This window comes from Microbacterium sp. MEJ108Y, from assembly GCF_000834175.1.
Classification (GTDB): domain Bacteria; phylum Actinomycetota; class Actinomycetes; order Actinomycetales; family Microbacteriaceae; genus Microbacterium; species Microbacterium forte.
The window spans coordinates 232,170-246,583 of record NZ_JXQX01000012.1 but is presented as its reverse complement, the minus strand read 5'-3'; the positions used below and the strand labels follow the sequence as shown (position 1 = coordinate 246,583).

The 14,414-nt window shown below is 69.0% G+C and carries 11 protein-coding genes; 2 read left to right on the top strand and 9 right to left on the bottom strand.

The window, feature by feature from the left end:
* Window positions 1–20: 20 nt before the first annotated feature.
* The 8 genes from RU09_RS08025 to RU09_RS07990 all read right to left on the bottom strand — a co-directional run bounded on the left by RU09_RS08025 (window position 21) and on the right by RU09_RS07990 (window position 10,859).
* A complete protein-coding gene (locus RU09_RS08025; protein WP_042539296.1) occupies window positions 21–824 on the bottom strand; it encodes a hypothetical protein in 804 nt (267 codons plus the stop codon).
* Between the two features lie 111 nt (window positions 825–935).
* Window positions 936–2,750, bottom strand: coding sequence for an ABC transporter ATP-binding protein (locus RU09_RS08020; protein ID WP_042539295.1), 1,815 nt, complete (start codon window positions 2,748–2,750; stop codon window positions 936–938).
* Window positions 2,747–4,678, bottom strand: a complete 1,932-nt coding sequence (locus tag RU09_RS08015; RefSeq protein WP_042539294.1) for an ABC transporter ATP-binding protein — start codon at window positions 4,676–4,678, stop codon at window positions 2,747–2,749. The genes RU09_RS08020 and RU09_RS08015 overlap by 4 nt, the downstream gene beginning before the upstream one ends.
* Window positions 4,679–5,045: 367 nt before the next feature.
* Complete coding sequence (locus RU09_RS08010; RefSeq protein WP_042539292.1) at window positions 5,046–5,543, bottom strand: methylated-DNA--[protein]-cysteine S-methyltransferase; 498 nt, start codon at window positions 5,541–5,543, stop codon at window positions 5,046–5,048.
* Window positions 5,540–7,039, bottom strand: coding sequence for a DNA-3-methyladenine glycosylase 2 family protein (locus tag RU09_RS08005; protein WP_042539289.1), 1,500 nt, complete (start codon window positions 7,037–7,039; stop codon window positions 5,540–5,542). The genes RU09_RS08010 and RU09_RS08005 overlap by 4 nt, the downstream gene beginning before the upstream one ends.
* Before the next feature lie 154 nt (window positions 7,040–7,193).
* Window positions 7,194–8,801, bottom strand: a complete 1,608-nt coding sequence (gene purH, locus RU09_RS08000; protein ID WP_042539287.1) for a bifunctional phosphoribosylaminoimidazolecarboxamide formyltransferase/IMP cyclohydrolase — start codon at window positions 8,799–8,801, stop codon at window positions 7,194–7,196.
* Between the two features lie 41 nt (window positions 8,802–8,842).
* Window positions 8,843–9,430, bottom strand: coding sequence for a phosphoribosylglycinamide formyltransferase (gene purN / locus RU09_RS07995; protein WP_042539285.1), 588 nt, complete (start codon window positions 9,428–9,430; stop codon window positions 8,843–8,845).
* 43 nt (window positions 9,431–9,473) lie between these two features.
* A complete protein-coding gene (locus RU09_RS07990; protein WP_042539283.1) occupies window positions 9,474–10,859 on the bottom strand; it encodes a cell division protein PerM in 1,386 nt (461 codons plus the stop codon).
* 91 nt (window positions 10,860–10,950) lie between these two features.
* Here RU09_RS07990 and RU09_RS07985 point away from each other — a divergent pair, with 91 nt between their 5' ends.
* On the top strand, window positions 10,951–12,408 hold the full coding sequence (locus RU09_RS07985; RefSeq protein WP_042539281.1) for an NCS2 family permease: 1,458 nt from the start codon (window positions 10,951–10,953) through the stop codon (window positions 12,406–12,408).
* Window positions 12,409–12,528: 120 nt separating this feature from the next.
* Window positions 12,529–13,458, top strand: coding sequence for a homocysteine S-methyltransferase family protein (locus RU09_RS07980; RefSeq protein WP_042539279.1), 930 nt, complete (start codon window positions 12,529–12,531; stop codon window positions 13,456–13,458).
* Window positions 13,459–13,506: 48 nt separating this feature from the next.
* Here the strand turns inward: RU09_RS07980 and sucD are convergent, their stop codons facing one another.
* Window positions 13,507–14,409: a succinate--CoA ligase subunit alpha gene (gene sucD, locus RU09_RS07975; protein WP_042539277.1), complete on the bottom strand. Its 903-nt coding sequence runs from the start codon at window positions 14,407–14,409 to the stop codon at window positions 13,507–13,509.
* Window positions 14,410–14,414: the final 5 nt, after the last annotated feature.

Sequence of the window (14,414 nt, the reverse complement as noted above, 5' to 3'; positions counted from 1 at the left end):
TTCCTCCTCGGAGGCGGCGGTCACTGCTTGCCTGGCCGCTTGCGCTCGTTCCAGGCCGCGAATGCCGATGCCGCGGCGCCGGCTGCGCGATCGATCGCGTCGGCGGAGCGGCTGATCATGTCCTGCGCGGCGTCCTGCCAGGCCGACGACGGCTTGGGTGCCTCGCCCGCCTGAACCCTCGCCGAATGCTCCGCGGCCTCGAAGGCGCGCTCGAGGTCGGCGACGGCGTCACGGTAGGCGGCGAAGTCCTCAGCGCTGACCCGTCCGGTGGCGGCGCGGCGCATCTCGACCGCATGCGCTGCCGCCCGGAGATACGCCGCTGTCGCGGGCTGCTTGACGTCGGTCATCGCCGGGTACGCGATCTGCAGGCCGGCATCGGTCTCATAGTTCATCCAGCGCACGACGATCGCCTCATGCTGCGCCTGGAGACGCTCCAGGGGACGAGGGGCGGATGCTGCGGGGATCGCCGCACGAGCGGCGTTGAGCCGAACCTGCTTGGCGCGCACGTCTGCGGCGGCGGCCTTGGCATCGTTCTCCTTGGCGCGCAGCATCCGCTTGGCACCGGCCACCTGCTCGGGAGTCGCACGGCGCGCGCTGCGCTCGGCCGAGATGCGCGCGACGTCGGCCCTGGCCAACTTCACGGCCATCCGTCGTTCGACCGCCGTCTGCTGCGCGGCCTTGAGATCGTGCCGGGCCGCGTCGTACTCGAGCCGACGGCCGCTCTTCGTGCTGCGACGACGCAACCCGACCGCCCCGGCCGCGACTCCGCCGGCCGCGACGGGCGCGATCCACCACAACTCGACGGCGAGAAGCAACGGATCCATACTTCGATGCTACCCAGGCCGACGCCTCACCGCTCCGCCGTCTCCCCGACGTACGACCGAGGCCACGACCGATGATCGGTCGTGGCCCCGGTGTTCAGGAATCGGGCTCGTTCACACCAGGGTCTCCTGCCAGGCGGCGTGCAGCTGCGCGAACTTGCCCGTGCCGCTGATGAGTGCCTCGGGCGTGTCATCCTCGATGATCTTCCCGTGCTCCATCACCAGCACCCGGTCGGCGATCGCGACCGTCGAGAGACGGTGCGCGATGATGATCGCCGTGCGGTCCTTGAGCAGCGTCTGCAGCGCGTCCTGAATCAGACGCTCCGAGGGGATGTCGAGCGACGCGGTGGCCTCGTCGAGGATCAGCACCGCGGGGTCGGCGAGGAACGCTCGGGCGAACGAGATCAGCTGACGCTGACCTGCCGACACACGACCACCGCGCTTGTTGACGTCGGTGCGGTACCCGTCGGGCAGCGACGAGATGAACTCGTCCGCCCCGACCGCGCGGGCAGCCGCGCGGACCTCGTCGAGCGAGGCGTCGGGCTTTCCGAGAGCGATGTTGTCGGCGACCGTTCCGCTGAAGAGATAAGCCTCCTGCGTCACCATGACGATGGCCCGGCGGAGATCCTTCGGGTGCAGGTTGCGCAGGTCGACTCCGTCGAGCGTCACCTTTCCGATCGACGGGTCGTAGAACCGGGAGATCAGCTTCGCGAGCGTGGACTTCCCCGCTCCGGTGGTGCCCACCAGAGCGATGGTCTGCCCAGCGGGGATGTCCAGCGAGAAGTTCGGCAGGATCGTCTTCTCACCGTTGTAGCCGAACGTCACCTCATCGAACTCGATGTGTCCTCGCGACTCCCAGAGGTCGACCGGCTTCTCGGGATCCGGAACGGTCGGCACCTCCTCGAGCACGCCGGACACCTTCTCCAGCGCCGCCGTGGCGGACTGGTAGGAGTTGAGGAACATCGCGATCTCCTGCATCGGAGCGAAGAAGTTGCGCACGTACAGCACAGCCGACAGCAGCACGCCGACGGTGAGTGCCCCCTCGGACACTCGGATGCCACCCCAGAGCACGACGATGCCGAGCACCAGAGCCGCGACGCCCATCAGACCGGGCTCGAACGTGCCGAACAGCAGCATCGAGCGTCGGTTGACGTCCCGATAGTCGCCCGCGATCTTCTGGAACGCCACATCGTTGCGGGGTTCCTTGCGGAACGCCTTCACCGCTCGGATGCCCGTCATCGTCTCGACGAACTGCACGATCACCTTCGCGCTGATCACGCGCGACTCGCGGTAGACGAGCTGAGAGCGCGAGTAGAACCAGCGCATCAGGAAGAACAGCGGCACGCCGCCGATCGCGAGGATGAGCCCGGACTGCCAGTCCCACACGCACAGCGCGATGAACGTGAACAGGCCGAACAGCACGCCGGAGACGAGCTCGTTCAGTCCGCCGTCGAGAAGCTCCTTGATCGAGTCGAGATCGCTCGTCTGGCGCGAGATGATGCGACCGGACGTGTACGACTCGTGGAACTCCAGGCTGAGGCGCTGAGTGTGCAGGAAGATCCGCTTGCGGAGGTCCAGCAGCACCGCCTGCGTGAGCTTGGCCGCGATGATGACGTACCAGGCGATCATCGCCGCCGCGACCGCCCCGGCGAGGAGATAGACCCCGCCGATCATGAAGGTCGGCATCCAGTCCGCGCGCTCGAGCACGGCGGGCAGGGCCCGGTCGAGCCCGATGCTGATCAGGATCGGGCCGGCGACCTGGAGCGCCGTCGAGATCACGAGCACGATCGCCGCGAGCGCGATCTGCGCCTTGAGGGGACGCACGAGCGAGCCCAGCAGTCGGAGCGAGCGACGCCGGATGGCCCGGCTCTCCTCCTTGGTGTAGCTGGAGCGGTCTTCGTCCTGGGTTCCGGTGATCGCGGTGCTCATCGCTGCACCTCCTTCTCGGTGATGATGTGTTGGTCGGCGGCATGCTCGCGGATCCCGGCCTGAACTGTGGCGTCGATCTCAGCCTGCTCGTCGCGGATGATCGGGATGGCGCCCGTACGCGCCGCCTCCTCGGCCTCGAGGCTCGAGATGACGTGCCGGTAGTGACGGCTCGTCCTCAGCAGTTCGCTGTGGGTTCCGACGGCGGTGACGCGGCCGGCCTCGAGCAGCGCCACGCGGTCGGCGAGGGCCACGGTCGAGGGGCGGTGCGCCACGATCATCGCCGTGGTGTCGGCCAGCACGTGCCGCAGCGCCTCTTCGACGAGAGCCTCGGTGTCGACGTCGAGCGCCGACAGCGGGTCGTCGAGCACGAGCACCTTCGGGTTCGCGGCGACGGCCCTGGCGAGTGCCAGACGCTGACGCTGCCCACCGGAGAGGCTCAGCCCCTCCTCGCCGATGACGGTCTCGACGCCCTCGGGCAACGAGTCCACGAAGGCCGCCTGGGCGACCTCGAGAGCCTCGCGCAGCACACGCTCGCCCTCCTCGCTGTGCACGTCGAGGTCGGCGCGCCCCAGCAGCACGTTCTCACGAACGGTCGCCGAGAACAGCGTGGCGTCTTCGAAGGCCATCGCGATGTGCTGGCGCAGCTCGGCGAGCGGCAGATCCCGCACGTCGACGCCGTCGAGCGTGACCCGCCCGCCGGTGACGTCATAGAGACGCGTCGGCAGCGTGGTCAGCGTGGTCTTGCCGCTGCCGGTCAGTCCGACGAGCGCCATGGTCTCGCCCGGCCGCAGCACGAGATCGATGCCGTCGAGCAGGTCGCGTTCGTGCTCTCCTGCGTCCTGGTACCGGAAGTGCGCCGCCTCGAAAGCCAGCTCGCCGCGGGGTTCCGCGATGTGCACCGGGTTCTCGGGGTCGGTGATGGAGTTCGTCTCGGAGTAGATGTCGAACACGCGGTCGGTCGCCGTGCGCGCATCGAGCATGAACGAGAACAGGAAGCCGATCGACTCGATGGGCCAGCGGAGCACCACGGCCATGGCGAAGAACGCGAACAGCTGCGCCTGATCGATCTCGCCCTGCGAGATGAGCCAGATGCCCGACATCAGGCTGAGGCCGAAGGCGATCTGCGGCATGAGGTCGAGCCAGAACCAGATCGACGCGATCGCGCCGGCCTTGCTCATCTCGGTCTCGCGAAGCGTCTCGGCCTGACGACTGAAGCGACCGAGGGCGTGCTTGCCGCGACCGAAGGCCTTGAGCACGCGGATGCCGTGCACGCTCTCCTCGACGCTGGTCGCGAGGTCGCCGGCCTGGTCCTGGCTGCGGCGCGTGAGCGCGCCGTAGCGCTTCTCGAAGAGATAGCCGCGGATCCACAGCGGAATGGCGGTGACGATGAAGATGACGCCCAGCAGCCAGTGCCAGCGGAACAGCAGCACCGAGCCGATGATGATCGTCAGCACGTTGACCACGAGCAGCACGAGACCGAACGCCAGCCACCGGCGGATCAGGCCGATGTCCTGCATCATGCGGCTCAGCAGCTGCCCCGACTGCCAGCGGTCGTGGAACGAGACCGGCAGCGTCTGGAGTCGCGAGTAGAGCTCGGTGCGCATCTTGTACTCGACCTGCGTCGCGGGGTTGAGCACGAACTGGCGGCGCAGCCACACCATCAGCGCCTCACCGAGGGCGAGACCGAAGACCGCGAGCGCACCCCAGGCGATGGCGTCGAGCGCACCGGTCTGCACCGGTCCGCGCATGATCTGCTCCAGCACGATCGGAATCATCAGCGCGATGACCGCGGCCACGAGGGCGCTGGCGGCACCTCCGGCGAGCCGCCAGATGACGGGCTTCACGAAGGGCTTCAGGCGCCACAGGGCTGCCGGCGTGGAGAGGGACGAGGAGGAAGAAGCGTTCTGCGATGAAGGCGAGGAAGACATGTCTCTCAGACGAGTTTCGTATGGGGAAGCGGTTGCTGAAGGGGGCGGACGCAGCAACGGACTCTCGGAGTCCGGCATCCGGTGAGGTCGTGCGTGTCGGAAAGTGGCTCTAGCGGAGCGGGCGCACCGGGGTCGAGCCGAGAGCGGCGATCTGCACAGCGGCGATCGATGTCATGGTGTCCTCCTCAGGCTCGGCGATGTCGTCCCGGTCGGTGCGACAGCCCACCAGCCTATTCCTGTGAACAAGCTGAGCGCAAGAGAGATTCTTGATTCCTCGACGTCGTCTTCCTCTGGCGACATCGCATGCCGGGATGCCCGTCTCGGTGACGGGCGATAGCGCTTCAGCGCCGGCCGACGATTCTGCGACTCACCCCCGCGCGGCTTCCCTCTCCAACAGACTCGCCTTGACGTCGAGGCCCCACGCGAACCCGCCGAGCGTGCCGTCGGAGCGCAGCACGCGATGGCACGGGACGAACAGCGCCGGAGCGTTGCGCGCGCAGATCGAGGCAGCGGCCCGCACCGCCCGAGGGTTGCCGAGCCGCGCCGCGAACGAGGTGTAGGTCAGCGGCTCCCCCGGCTCGATCTGACGCAGCGCCGACCATCCGGCCAGCTGCAGCGTCGTGCCCGTCTGCTTCACCGCGACCGCGTCGATCGCCGAGAGGTCTCCGGCGTAGAACGCGAGCGCCGCGGCTGCCGCATCAGTGTCGCGCTCGCGCACCTGAGTCGGTCGCCCCTGGGCCGAGAGGCGGGCGACGATCGTCGCCTGATCGGCAGTCCATCCCGAGGAAAGCACTCGCTGATGCTCGTCGGCGAGGATGGTGAACGGCCCGTCCGGGGTCTCGATGGTCTGGATGATGGCGTTCATGGGGTCTCCTTCACAAGGGTGGTGGTCTGGGACGCGCGCGTCCGTCGCACAGGGCGGGCCGGTGCTGCGCGCCAGAGATGTGCGCTGAGATAGCTGCGCCACGGGGCGGTGCGCTCCGCCCACGCGACGAGCGGCCGCGGATCGCCCGGAAGCCCGGACGCGGCGGCCCCTGCGCGCAGTGCGACATCGCCGGGGAGAAGCACGTCGGGGTCGCCGAGCACGCGCATCCGCACGTAGTCGGCCGTCCAGGGACCGATGCCCGGCATCGCGAGCAGGGCGGCTCGCTGCTCGACGCCGTCGTCTCCGACCGTGAGCGGGAGCGAGCCGTCGGCGAGAGCTGCCGCAGCACCGACGATCGCCCTGATACGAGCCCCCGGCCCGCGCAGCACCTCGGCCCCTCGCTCGGCGATCGCCGACATCGTGGGGAACAGAAGCCCCTGCTCCGTGCGCTCCCCCAGCGCCTCGGTCAGGGCCGTCAGGGCAGTGCGAGCGGCGACGACCGTGATCTGCTGACCGATCATCGCGCGGATCAGCATCTCATGCGGATCCGCCGAACCGGGCACACGGATGCCGGGAGTGCGCGCGACGAGCGGAGCGAGCTCCGGATGCGCGCTCAGCGCATCGTCGACGGCAAGAGGGTCGGCGTCGAGATCGAAGATCCGTCGCACGGTCGACACCAGCGGAGCGAGGTCGCCGAGCTGCGCGACACGGGCACGCAGGTGCAGTCGCTCCGTCGCATCCTGCCTCACCTCGAACCATGCGGGCCCGCCCGCCATGCGCAGATGACGCGAGAACGACGTGGCCGTGGCCTCTTCGACCCCCGACACCGCACGGGCCGCCATCCAGTGGAAGACGCCGGCCGCATCGAGAGGACCGCGATACGGGAGGACGAGGTCGATCGCGCCGGGAGCAGCCGACGCCGGCGTCTTCCGACGGGCCCTGAGCTCGCCCGGCGTCAGGCCGAACACCTCGCGGATCGTGTCGTTGCACTGCCGGATGCTCGCGAAGCCCGCGGAGAACGCGACGTCGGAGATCTGCATGTCCGTGCCGACGAGCAGCATCCGCGCCGTGTGCGCCCGATGCGCCCGCGCGAGGGCGAGAGGACCCGCACCGAGCTCGGTCGAGAGCAGCCGGGTGAGGTGCCGGGTCGAGTATCCGAGACGCACGGCGAGCCCGGAGACCCCCTCGCGCTCGACCACGCCCGAGGCGATGAGACGCATCGCCCGAGCGGCGACGTCGCTGCGCAGATCCCACGCGGGCGAGCCGGGGGCCGCCTCAGGGAGGCATCGTTTGCACGCCCGGAAGCCCGCCTCGTGAGCCGCCGCGCTGGTCGGGTAGAAGGTGACGTTCTGCGGCTTGGGTGTGCGCGCGGGGCAGCTCGGCCGGCAGTAGATGCCGGTGGAGCTCACGGCGGTCACGAACTGACCGTCGAAGCGCGTGTCACGTGCGCTGATCGCGCGATATCGCTCGTCGAAGTCGGTCACGGGGAAGCTCATGGCTCCACTCTGTCATGCTCCTCCGACACTGACTGGCGGAAATCGGACATCACTGTGGACATCGGTCTCACCCCCCTGCAGACAGCGCGAGACCCCTCGCGCCGACGTCGACGCGAGGGGTCTCGGAGGTGCTGCGACCCTGGGGCCGGACTCCTCAGTGGAAGAAGTGACGCTCTCCGGTGAAGAACATCGTGACTCCGGCCTTGCGTGCGGCGTCGACGACCTCTTCGTCGCGCACCGAGCCGCCGGGCTGGACGATCGCCGTGACGCCCGCGTCGATGAGCACCTGCGCGCCATCGGCGAAGGGGAAGAACGCATCGGATGCGGCGACCGAGCCCGCTGCCCGGTCACCGGCACGCTCGACGGCGAGCCGGCACGAGTCGACACGATTGACCTGGCCCATGCCGACGCCGACCGTGGCGTTGTCCTTCGCGAGGACGATGGCGTTCGACTTCACGGCGCGGCACGCCTTCCACGCGAAGATCAGGTTCTCCATCTCCTCGTCGCTGGGGCGCTCGCCCGAGACGAGCTCCCAGTTCTTCGCGACCGACACGATGTCGTCGGGGAAGCGGTCGGCGTCCTGCAGCAGAAGCCCTCCCGAGACCAGGCGCACGTCCATGCGCTCCTGCTGCCAGTCCTGCGGAAGCTGCAGCAGACGCAGGTTCTTCTTCGCCTTGAACACCTCGAGCGCTGCGGGCTCGAACGACGGAGCGACGATGACCTCGGTGAAGATGTCCTTGAGGTTCTCGGCCATCTTGAGCGTCACGGTGCCGTTCGCGGCGATCACACCGCCGTACGCCGACACGGGGTCGCACTCGTGCGCACGGATGTGCGCGCTCGCGATCGGGTCGAGGGCGTTGGGCGCGGTGGTCGCGATGCCGCACGGGTTCGCGTGCTTGATGATCGCGACGGCCGGCTTCACCATGTCGTACGCGGCGCGCAGCGCGGCATCCGCATCGACGTAGTTGTTGTACGACATCTCCTTGCCCTGCAGCTGCGTCGCCTGCGCGATGCCGTGGCCACCGACGCGCGTGTAGATCGCGCCGCGCTGGTGCGAGTTCTCGCCGTAGCGCAGGGTGTTGAGAAGCTCGGCCTGGATCGTGAGGTGGGTGGGCAGGTCCTCGCCCTCACCGAGCGTGCCCTCGGCGAACCAGGAGGCGACAGCCGTGTCGTACGCGGCGGTGTGCGCGAAGGCGCGGGCCGCGAGCTCGCGGCGCTGCGTCAGCGTGGTGCCGCCGTTCTCGATGGCGCTGATGATGCCGGGGTACGACTGCGGCGAGACGACGATCGCGACGTTCGCGTGGTTCTTGGCCGCGGCGCGGACCATGGCAGGCCCGCCGATGTCGATCTGCTCGACGACGTCGTCGCCCTCGGCGCCCGAGGCGACAGTCTCGACGAAGGGGTAGAGGTTCACGACGACGAGCTCGAACGGCGCGATGTCGAGGTCGGCGAGCTGACGCTCGTGATCCTCGAGGCGGAGGTCCGCGAGCAGGCCGCCGTGGATCTTGGGATGCAGCGTCTTCACGCGCCCGTCGAGCATCTCGGCGACGCCGGTGACGGCGGCGACATCGGTCACCTCGAATCCGGCCTCGCGGATGGTGGAGGCGGTCGAGCCGGTCGAGACGATCTGCACACCCGCATCGGCGAGCGCCGCCGCGAGCACGAGCAGATCGGTCTTGTCGCTCACCGAGACGAGCGCCCGGCGCACCGGGACGGTGTCGCGGTCGCGGTACAGCGAATGATCGTGGCGGGGTCCGGCCATGAGGGGCTCCTTCGTGCGAGGGGGGGCGTGCGTGGATCGGGTCAGGATGCGGAGGTCAGCGAGAGCTCGCCGGTCGCGATGCGGCGCACCACGTCGATGAGCAGTCGGCGTTCGACGGGCTTGATGCGCTCGTGCAGGCTGTGCTCGGTGTCGCCTGCGATGACCGGCACCCTCTCCTGGGCGAGGATCGGCCCGGTGTCGACGCCGTCGTCGACCACGATCACGCTCGCGCCGGTCTCCGAGACGCCCGCGGCGAGCGCATCGCGCACTCCGTGTGCACCGGGGAACTCAGGCAGGTAGGCGGGATGCGTGTTGATGAGCCGCGGCGCGAGGTCCGCGACGAGCGCAGCGGGAAGCAGGCGCATCAGGCCGCTGAGCACGACGAGGTCTGCATTCCAGACCGCGAGCTGTCGGCCGAGTTCTTCACCCCACGCCTCACGAGACTCGTGCTCGTGCCAGGGAACCGTGAAGCTCGGAATGCCGAACTCCTCGGCGTGGGCGAGGCCATCGGCTTCGCGGTCGGCGCCGACGACCACCACCCGCGCAGGAAAATCGGGGTGGCGAGCAGCCTCGAGGAGGGCGCGAAGGTTCGAGCCGGTGCCCGAGATGAGAACGGCGACCGTGAGCACGCACCCAGTCTATCGGGGCCGGCGCCGGGCCCGACCCCGCGTGTCAGCCGACGGGGTCCCCGGGGTCGCGCTGGGGCAGCCGGAACCCCGCCGCGCCATCCAGCGGCGCGGTGTCGTAGTCCGACGCTGCATCGGGCCAGCGAACCATCCCCTCGCCGGGCTCACTCGAGGCGGAATCGGATGCCGTCATCTCGGCGACCCACCGGTCGGTGCGCTCCTCCGCGAGCTCGTCCCGGTTCCGAGGCGACAGGAGCAGGATCGCCGCACCGAGCAGGACCTCGCCGCCCAGAGCGAGTGCGAAGGGCAGCGCCGCCGGTCCGGCTTCGGCGAGCCGCCCCGGTCCCATCGATCCTCCGGCGAGCAGGGCGGCGACCCCGGCGGCCGCGGCGGTCAGCACACCGATGCCCGCGGCGATCACCGCACGAGGAGCCATTCCGAGAGGCGTTCCCTCCCACACGAGTCGCGAGCGGACGGCCCATCCTGCGAAGGCTCCCGCTCCGATCGGGAGGATGATCACGATGAGCATCCAGATCGACGTGCTCTCAGGAAGAAGACCGAGCACGGGGATCCCCGGGACCACCCCGAGCTGGGTGCCCGCGGGAGACACCGCAGTGCCGACGCCCACCGCGAATCCGGGGCCGGCGAGCCAGGAGGCCGCCCAGACGATGATCGTCGGCAGATAGGCGAGGTGCCCGAGCGTGATGACTCCGGCGCCGAGCGCGTCGACCCGAGCTGCCTGGAACAACGCGACCATCTCCCCGCCCCGTGCCGCGACGAGAACGGCGACGGCGACCGCCGAGACAGCGGTGACCCCCACCACGGCGAAGGCCGCCCCGCGGACCGCTGCGCTCGGCACCGGTCCCCAATCGCCCCAGGAGTCGACGACGTCGTGGATGCGGTCGAGGACGCCGCCGTCGCCGTCTTCCCAGGCGATGCGCACGGCCCCGCACGCGGCGCCCACGAGATAGACCGCGGTCGGAAGCAGGATGCCCTCTGCGACGGGCGTCTCGACCGCGGCGAGATGCGAGGTCAGCGCGACTCCGGTCGCGATCGCCGCGAACGCGAGGGAACCGGACAGCGTGCCGAGCAGCCACGCACCCGCGCGGGCGGCACGGGCGCCGGAGCGAGCCGCGAACAGCAGAGTGAAGACGAGAAATGCGAGCGGAGTCACCGAGAGCGTGAAAGCGGCAGCGTCGGGCGCGATGCCCGTGGTGCGCAGCACCTCGGTCGAGACGTCGATGCTCAGCGGCACGCCGTGGCCGAACTGCCACAGTGAGCCGGTGAGCGGCCAGAGCGCTCCCCAGTCGGCTGTCACCCCGAACGAGAGCGTCCAGAGCAGGGTGAGCGGCGCCAGCAGAACCACGAGACCGACCGCCGCAGCGATAGCGGCATCGAAGGCGGCGAGGAGCGCGACGAGGAGGCGTTGCATATCGAATCGAGACTACGACGAGAACCCTGTCGTCGCCTGGGGGCGCGCGCGACTCGCGCGACACGATATCGTCTCCTGCGGAGGTTTCCCGATGACAACTGCCCCGTCCCCCACCCGCTCAACCGCCGAACCCACGAACGCCCTGGACCGCTTCTTCGAGATCAGCAAGCGCGGATCCACGATCGGCACCGAGATCCGAGGGGGTCTGGTGACCTTCGTCACGATGGCCTACATCGTGATCCTCAACCCGATCATCCTGTCCGGCTCGGCCGATGTCGCAGGCAACACCCTCGACTTCAGCGCCGTCGGCGCCGCGACCGCGCTGACCGCCGGCGTGATGACGATCCTGTTCGGTCTCATCACCCGCCTGCCCTTCGGCTTCGCTGCCGGCCTCGGCATCAACGCCTTCGTCGCATTCTCGGTCGTCGGCCAGGTCACCTGGCCCGAGGCCATGGCGCTCGTCATGATCAACGGTCTCGTGATCGTGCTCCTCGCTGCCACGGGCCTTCGGAAGATGATCTTCGACGCTGTGCCGTTCCAGCTCAAGATCGCGATCACGGTCGGAATCGGCCTGTTCATCGCCTTCATCGGCTTCGTCAACTCGGGCTTCGTGACCGCCACCGGCAGCGCGTCCCCGCCGGTCGGTCTGGGAGTCGGCGGCTCCGTCGCGACCGTCCCGACCGTCCTCTTCATCGTCACGCTGATCGTCACCGGCATCCTGGTCGCCCGCAAGGTCAAGGGCGGGCTGCTCATCGGCCTCGTCTCGGGCACGGTGCTCGCGGTGATCGTCGAGGCGATCTGGCATCTCGGCGCCGCGGCAGACGGCAACGCCGGAGGCTGGGGCCTCACGGTCCCCACGCTCAGCGGCTCGCCGTTCGGCCTGCCCGACCTGAGCCTGGTCGGCGCGGTCGACTTCGGCTTCGACTTCAGCAAGGTCAGCCTCGTCGCGATCGTGATGATCGTCTTCACCCTGGTCTTCTCGAACTTCTTCGATGCCATGGGCACCATGACCGGTCTCGCCAAGGAAGCCGGTCTCGCGAACGAGAACGGCGACTTCCCCCGCATCAAGTCGGCGCTGGTCGTCGAAGGTGTCGGCGCGATCGTCGGTGGTGGCACGTCGTCGTCGTCGAGCACCGTGTTCATCGAGTCCGGAGCGGGCATCGGAGAGGGTGCGCGCACCGGCTTCGCGAACCTGATCACCGGTGGCATGTTCCTGCTGGCGATGTTCCTCACACCGCTCACGTCGATCGTGCCGACCGAGATCGCCGCCGCAGCGCTGGTGATCGTCGGAGCCATGATGATGGCCCAGATCAAGTACATCGATCTGACCGAGTTCAGCGTGCTGCTCCCGGTGTTCCTGACGGTCACGGTGATGCCGCTGACCTACTCGATCGCCAACGGCATCGGCGCGGGCTTCGTCAGCTGGGTCCTCGTGCAGGCGTTCTCCGGAAAGGCCAGGAAGATCAGCCCACTGCTCTGGGTGGTCGCCGCCGGTTTCGTCGTGTTCTTCGCCCGCGGACCCATCGAGGCACTGTTCGGCGTCGCCTGAGCGACTCAGGAACAACGAGGGGCGGATGCTGCGGCATCCGCCCCTCTGTCGTGTGCAGGCCCCGTGGCGCCACCCTGTGCGCAGTGCTACAACGGAAGGACCCGAGGAGAGCAGGCACCGATGTCCGCACCCGTCGTACCGGTCCGTCACGTCACAGACGGCGGCCTGGAGACCGATCTGATCTTCCATCACGGCGTCGATCTGCCGGACTTCGCCGCCTTCGTCCTCCTCGACGATGATGACGGCCGCCGGCTCCTGGGCGAGTACTACCGCGGCTACGTCGAGATCGCCCGAGCACACGGCGCCCCGCTGCGGCTCGAGACCCCCACCTGGCGTGCGAGCTCGGACTGGGGCGCCCGGCTCGGATACGACACCGACGCCATGCATCGGGTCAACGTCGATGCGGTGCGGCTGCTGCAGCGGATCGCTGCCGAGTCCGGCCTGCCTGTGGTGCAGATCGTCGGCATGCTCGGCCCCCGAGGAGACGGCTACCGACCGGGGGCGTGGGATCCCGTGACCGGACCGGATGACGCCTATCGCTATCACCGCGACCAGGTGCGCGCCCTCGTCGAGGCGGGGGCAGACGTGATCGCCGCGTACACGCTCAACGACGCGGCGGAGGCGCAGGGCATCGTCCGCGCCGCCCGCGAGGCAGGCATCTCCGTCGAGATCTCGTTCACCGTCGAGACCGACGGACTGCTCGCGTCAGGCCGCACACTCGCGGAGACGATCGCCGAGGTGGAGGCGTCGGATCCGCCCGACGGTTACGCCCTCAACTGCGCGCACCCGGATCACTTCGAGCGCGCTCTGGATGCCGACACCGCGCCACTTATCGTCGGCATCCGCCCCAACGCCTCACGCCTCTCGCACGCCGAGCTCGACGAGTCGGAGATCCTCGACGACGGCGACCCCGTCGAACTGGCCGACCGCATGGCTCAGCTCCTCGAGCGGATGCCGTCGGTGCGCGTCATCGGAGGATGCTGTGGCACCGATTCACGGCACGTCGCGGCGATCTGGGAGCGGCTCGGCGGAGACCCCGTCCGGGCATAGAAGAAGGCCCCGGAGTGGAGTCCAGGGCCTTCTCCTCGATTATAGCTCTTAGAGCGACTCGACGATCTCACGCATGAGAGCGGCGGTCTCGGACGGCGTCTTGCCGACCTTGACCCCGGCGGCCTCGAGGGCCTCCTTCTTCGCCTGAGCGGTGCCTGCCGAGCCCGAGACGATGGCGCCTGCGTGGCCCATGGTCTTGCCCTCGGGGGCCGTGAAGCCTGCGACGTAGCCGACGACCGGCTTGGTGACGTGCGCCTTGATGTACTCGGCCGCACGCTCTTCAGCGTCGCCGCCGATCTCGCCGATCATCACGATCGCCTTGGTCTCGGGGTCTGCTTCGAACGCGGCCAGCGCGTCGATGTGCGTCGTGCCGATGACCGGGTCGCCGCCGATGCCGATGGCGGTCGAGAAGCCCAGGTCGCGCAGCTCGAACATCATCTGGTAGGTCAGGGTGCCCGACTTCGACACGAGGCCGATCGGGCCCTTGCCGGTGATGTTCGCGGGCGTGATGCCGACGAGCGCCTCACCGGGGGTGATGATGCCGGGGCAGTTCGGTCCGATGATGCGGGTCGTGTTGCCCTTGCTCTGCGCGTAGGCCCAGGCCTCGGCCGAGTCTCCGACGGGGACGCCCTCGGTGATCACGACGAGTAGCGGGATCTCGGCGTCGATGGCCTCGATCATCGCGTCCTTGGTGAAGGCGCCGGGGACGAAGGCGATCGACACGTCGGCGCCGGTCTCCTTCATGGCCTCGGCCACGGAGGCGAAGACGGGGAGCTCGACGGCGTTGCCGTCCTTGTCGGTGTGCGAGACCGTGGTGCCGGCCTTGCGCGCGTTCACGCCACCGACGACCTGGGTGCCGGCCTTCAGCATGAGCGCCGTGTGCTTGGTGCCCTCGCCTCCGGTGATGCCCTGGACGATGACCTTGGAATCCTTGTTGAGGTAGATCGACATTTCTT

Coding starts and splice junctions, on each gene's coding strand:
- RU09_RS08025 (WP_042539296.1), bottom strand. CDS start 824: ATGGATCCGTTGCTTCTCGCCGTCGAGTTGTGGTGGATCGCGCCCGTC.
- sucD (WP_042539277.1), bottom strand. CDS start 14,409: ATGTCGATCTACCTCAACAAGGATTCCAAGGTCATCGTCCAGGGCATC.
- RU09_RS07980 (WP_042539279.1), top strand. CDS start 12,529: ATGTCCGCACCCGTCGTACCGGTCCGTCACGTCACAGACGGCGGCCTG.
- RU09_RS08015 (WP_042539294.1), bottom strand. CDS start 4,678: ATGTCTTCCTCGCCTTCATCGCAGAACGCTTCTTCCTCCTCGTCCCTC.
- RU09_RS07985 (WP_042539281.1), top strand. CDS start 10,951: ATGACAACTGCCCCGTCCCCCACCCGCTCAACCGCCGAACCCACGAAC.
- purH (WP_042539287.1), bottom strand. CDS start 8,801: ATGGCCGGACCCCGCCACGATCATTCGCTGTACCGCGACCGCGACACC.
- RU09_RS08010 (WP_042539292.1), bottom strand. CDS start 5,543: ATGAACGCCATCATCCAGACCATCGAGACCCCGGACGGGCCGTTCACC.
- RU09_RS07990 (WP_042539283.1), bottom strand. CDS start 10,859: ATGCAACGCCTCCTCGTCGCGCTCCTCGCCGCCTTCGATGCCGCTATC.
- RU09_RS08005 (WP_042539289.1), bottom strand. CDS start 7,039: ATGAGCTTCCCCGTGACCGACTTCGACGAGCGATATCGCGCGATCAGC.
- RU09_RS08020 (WP_042539295.1), bottom strand. CDS start 2,750: ATGAGCACCGCGATCACCGGAACCCAGGACGAAGACCGCTCCAGCTAC.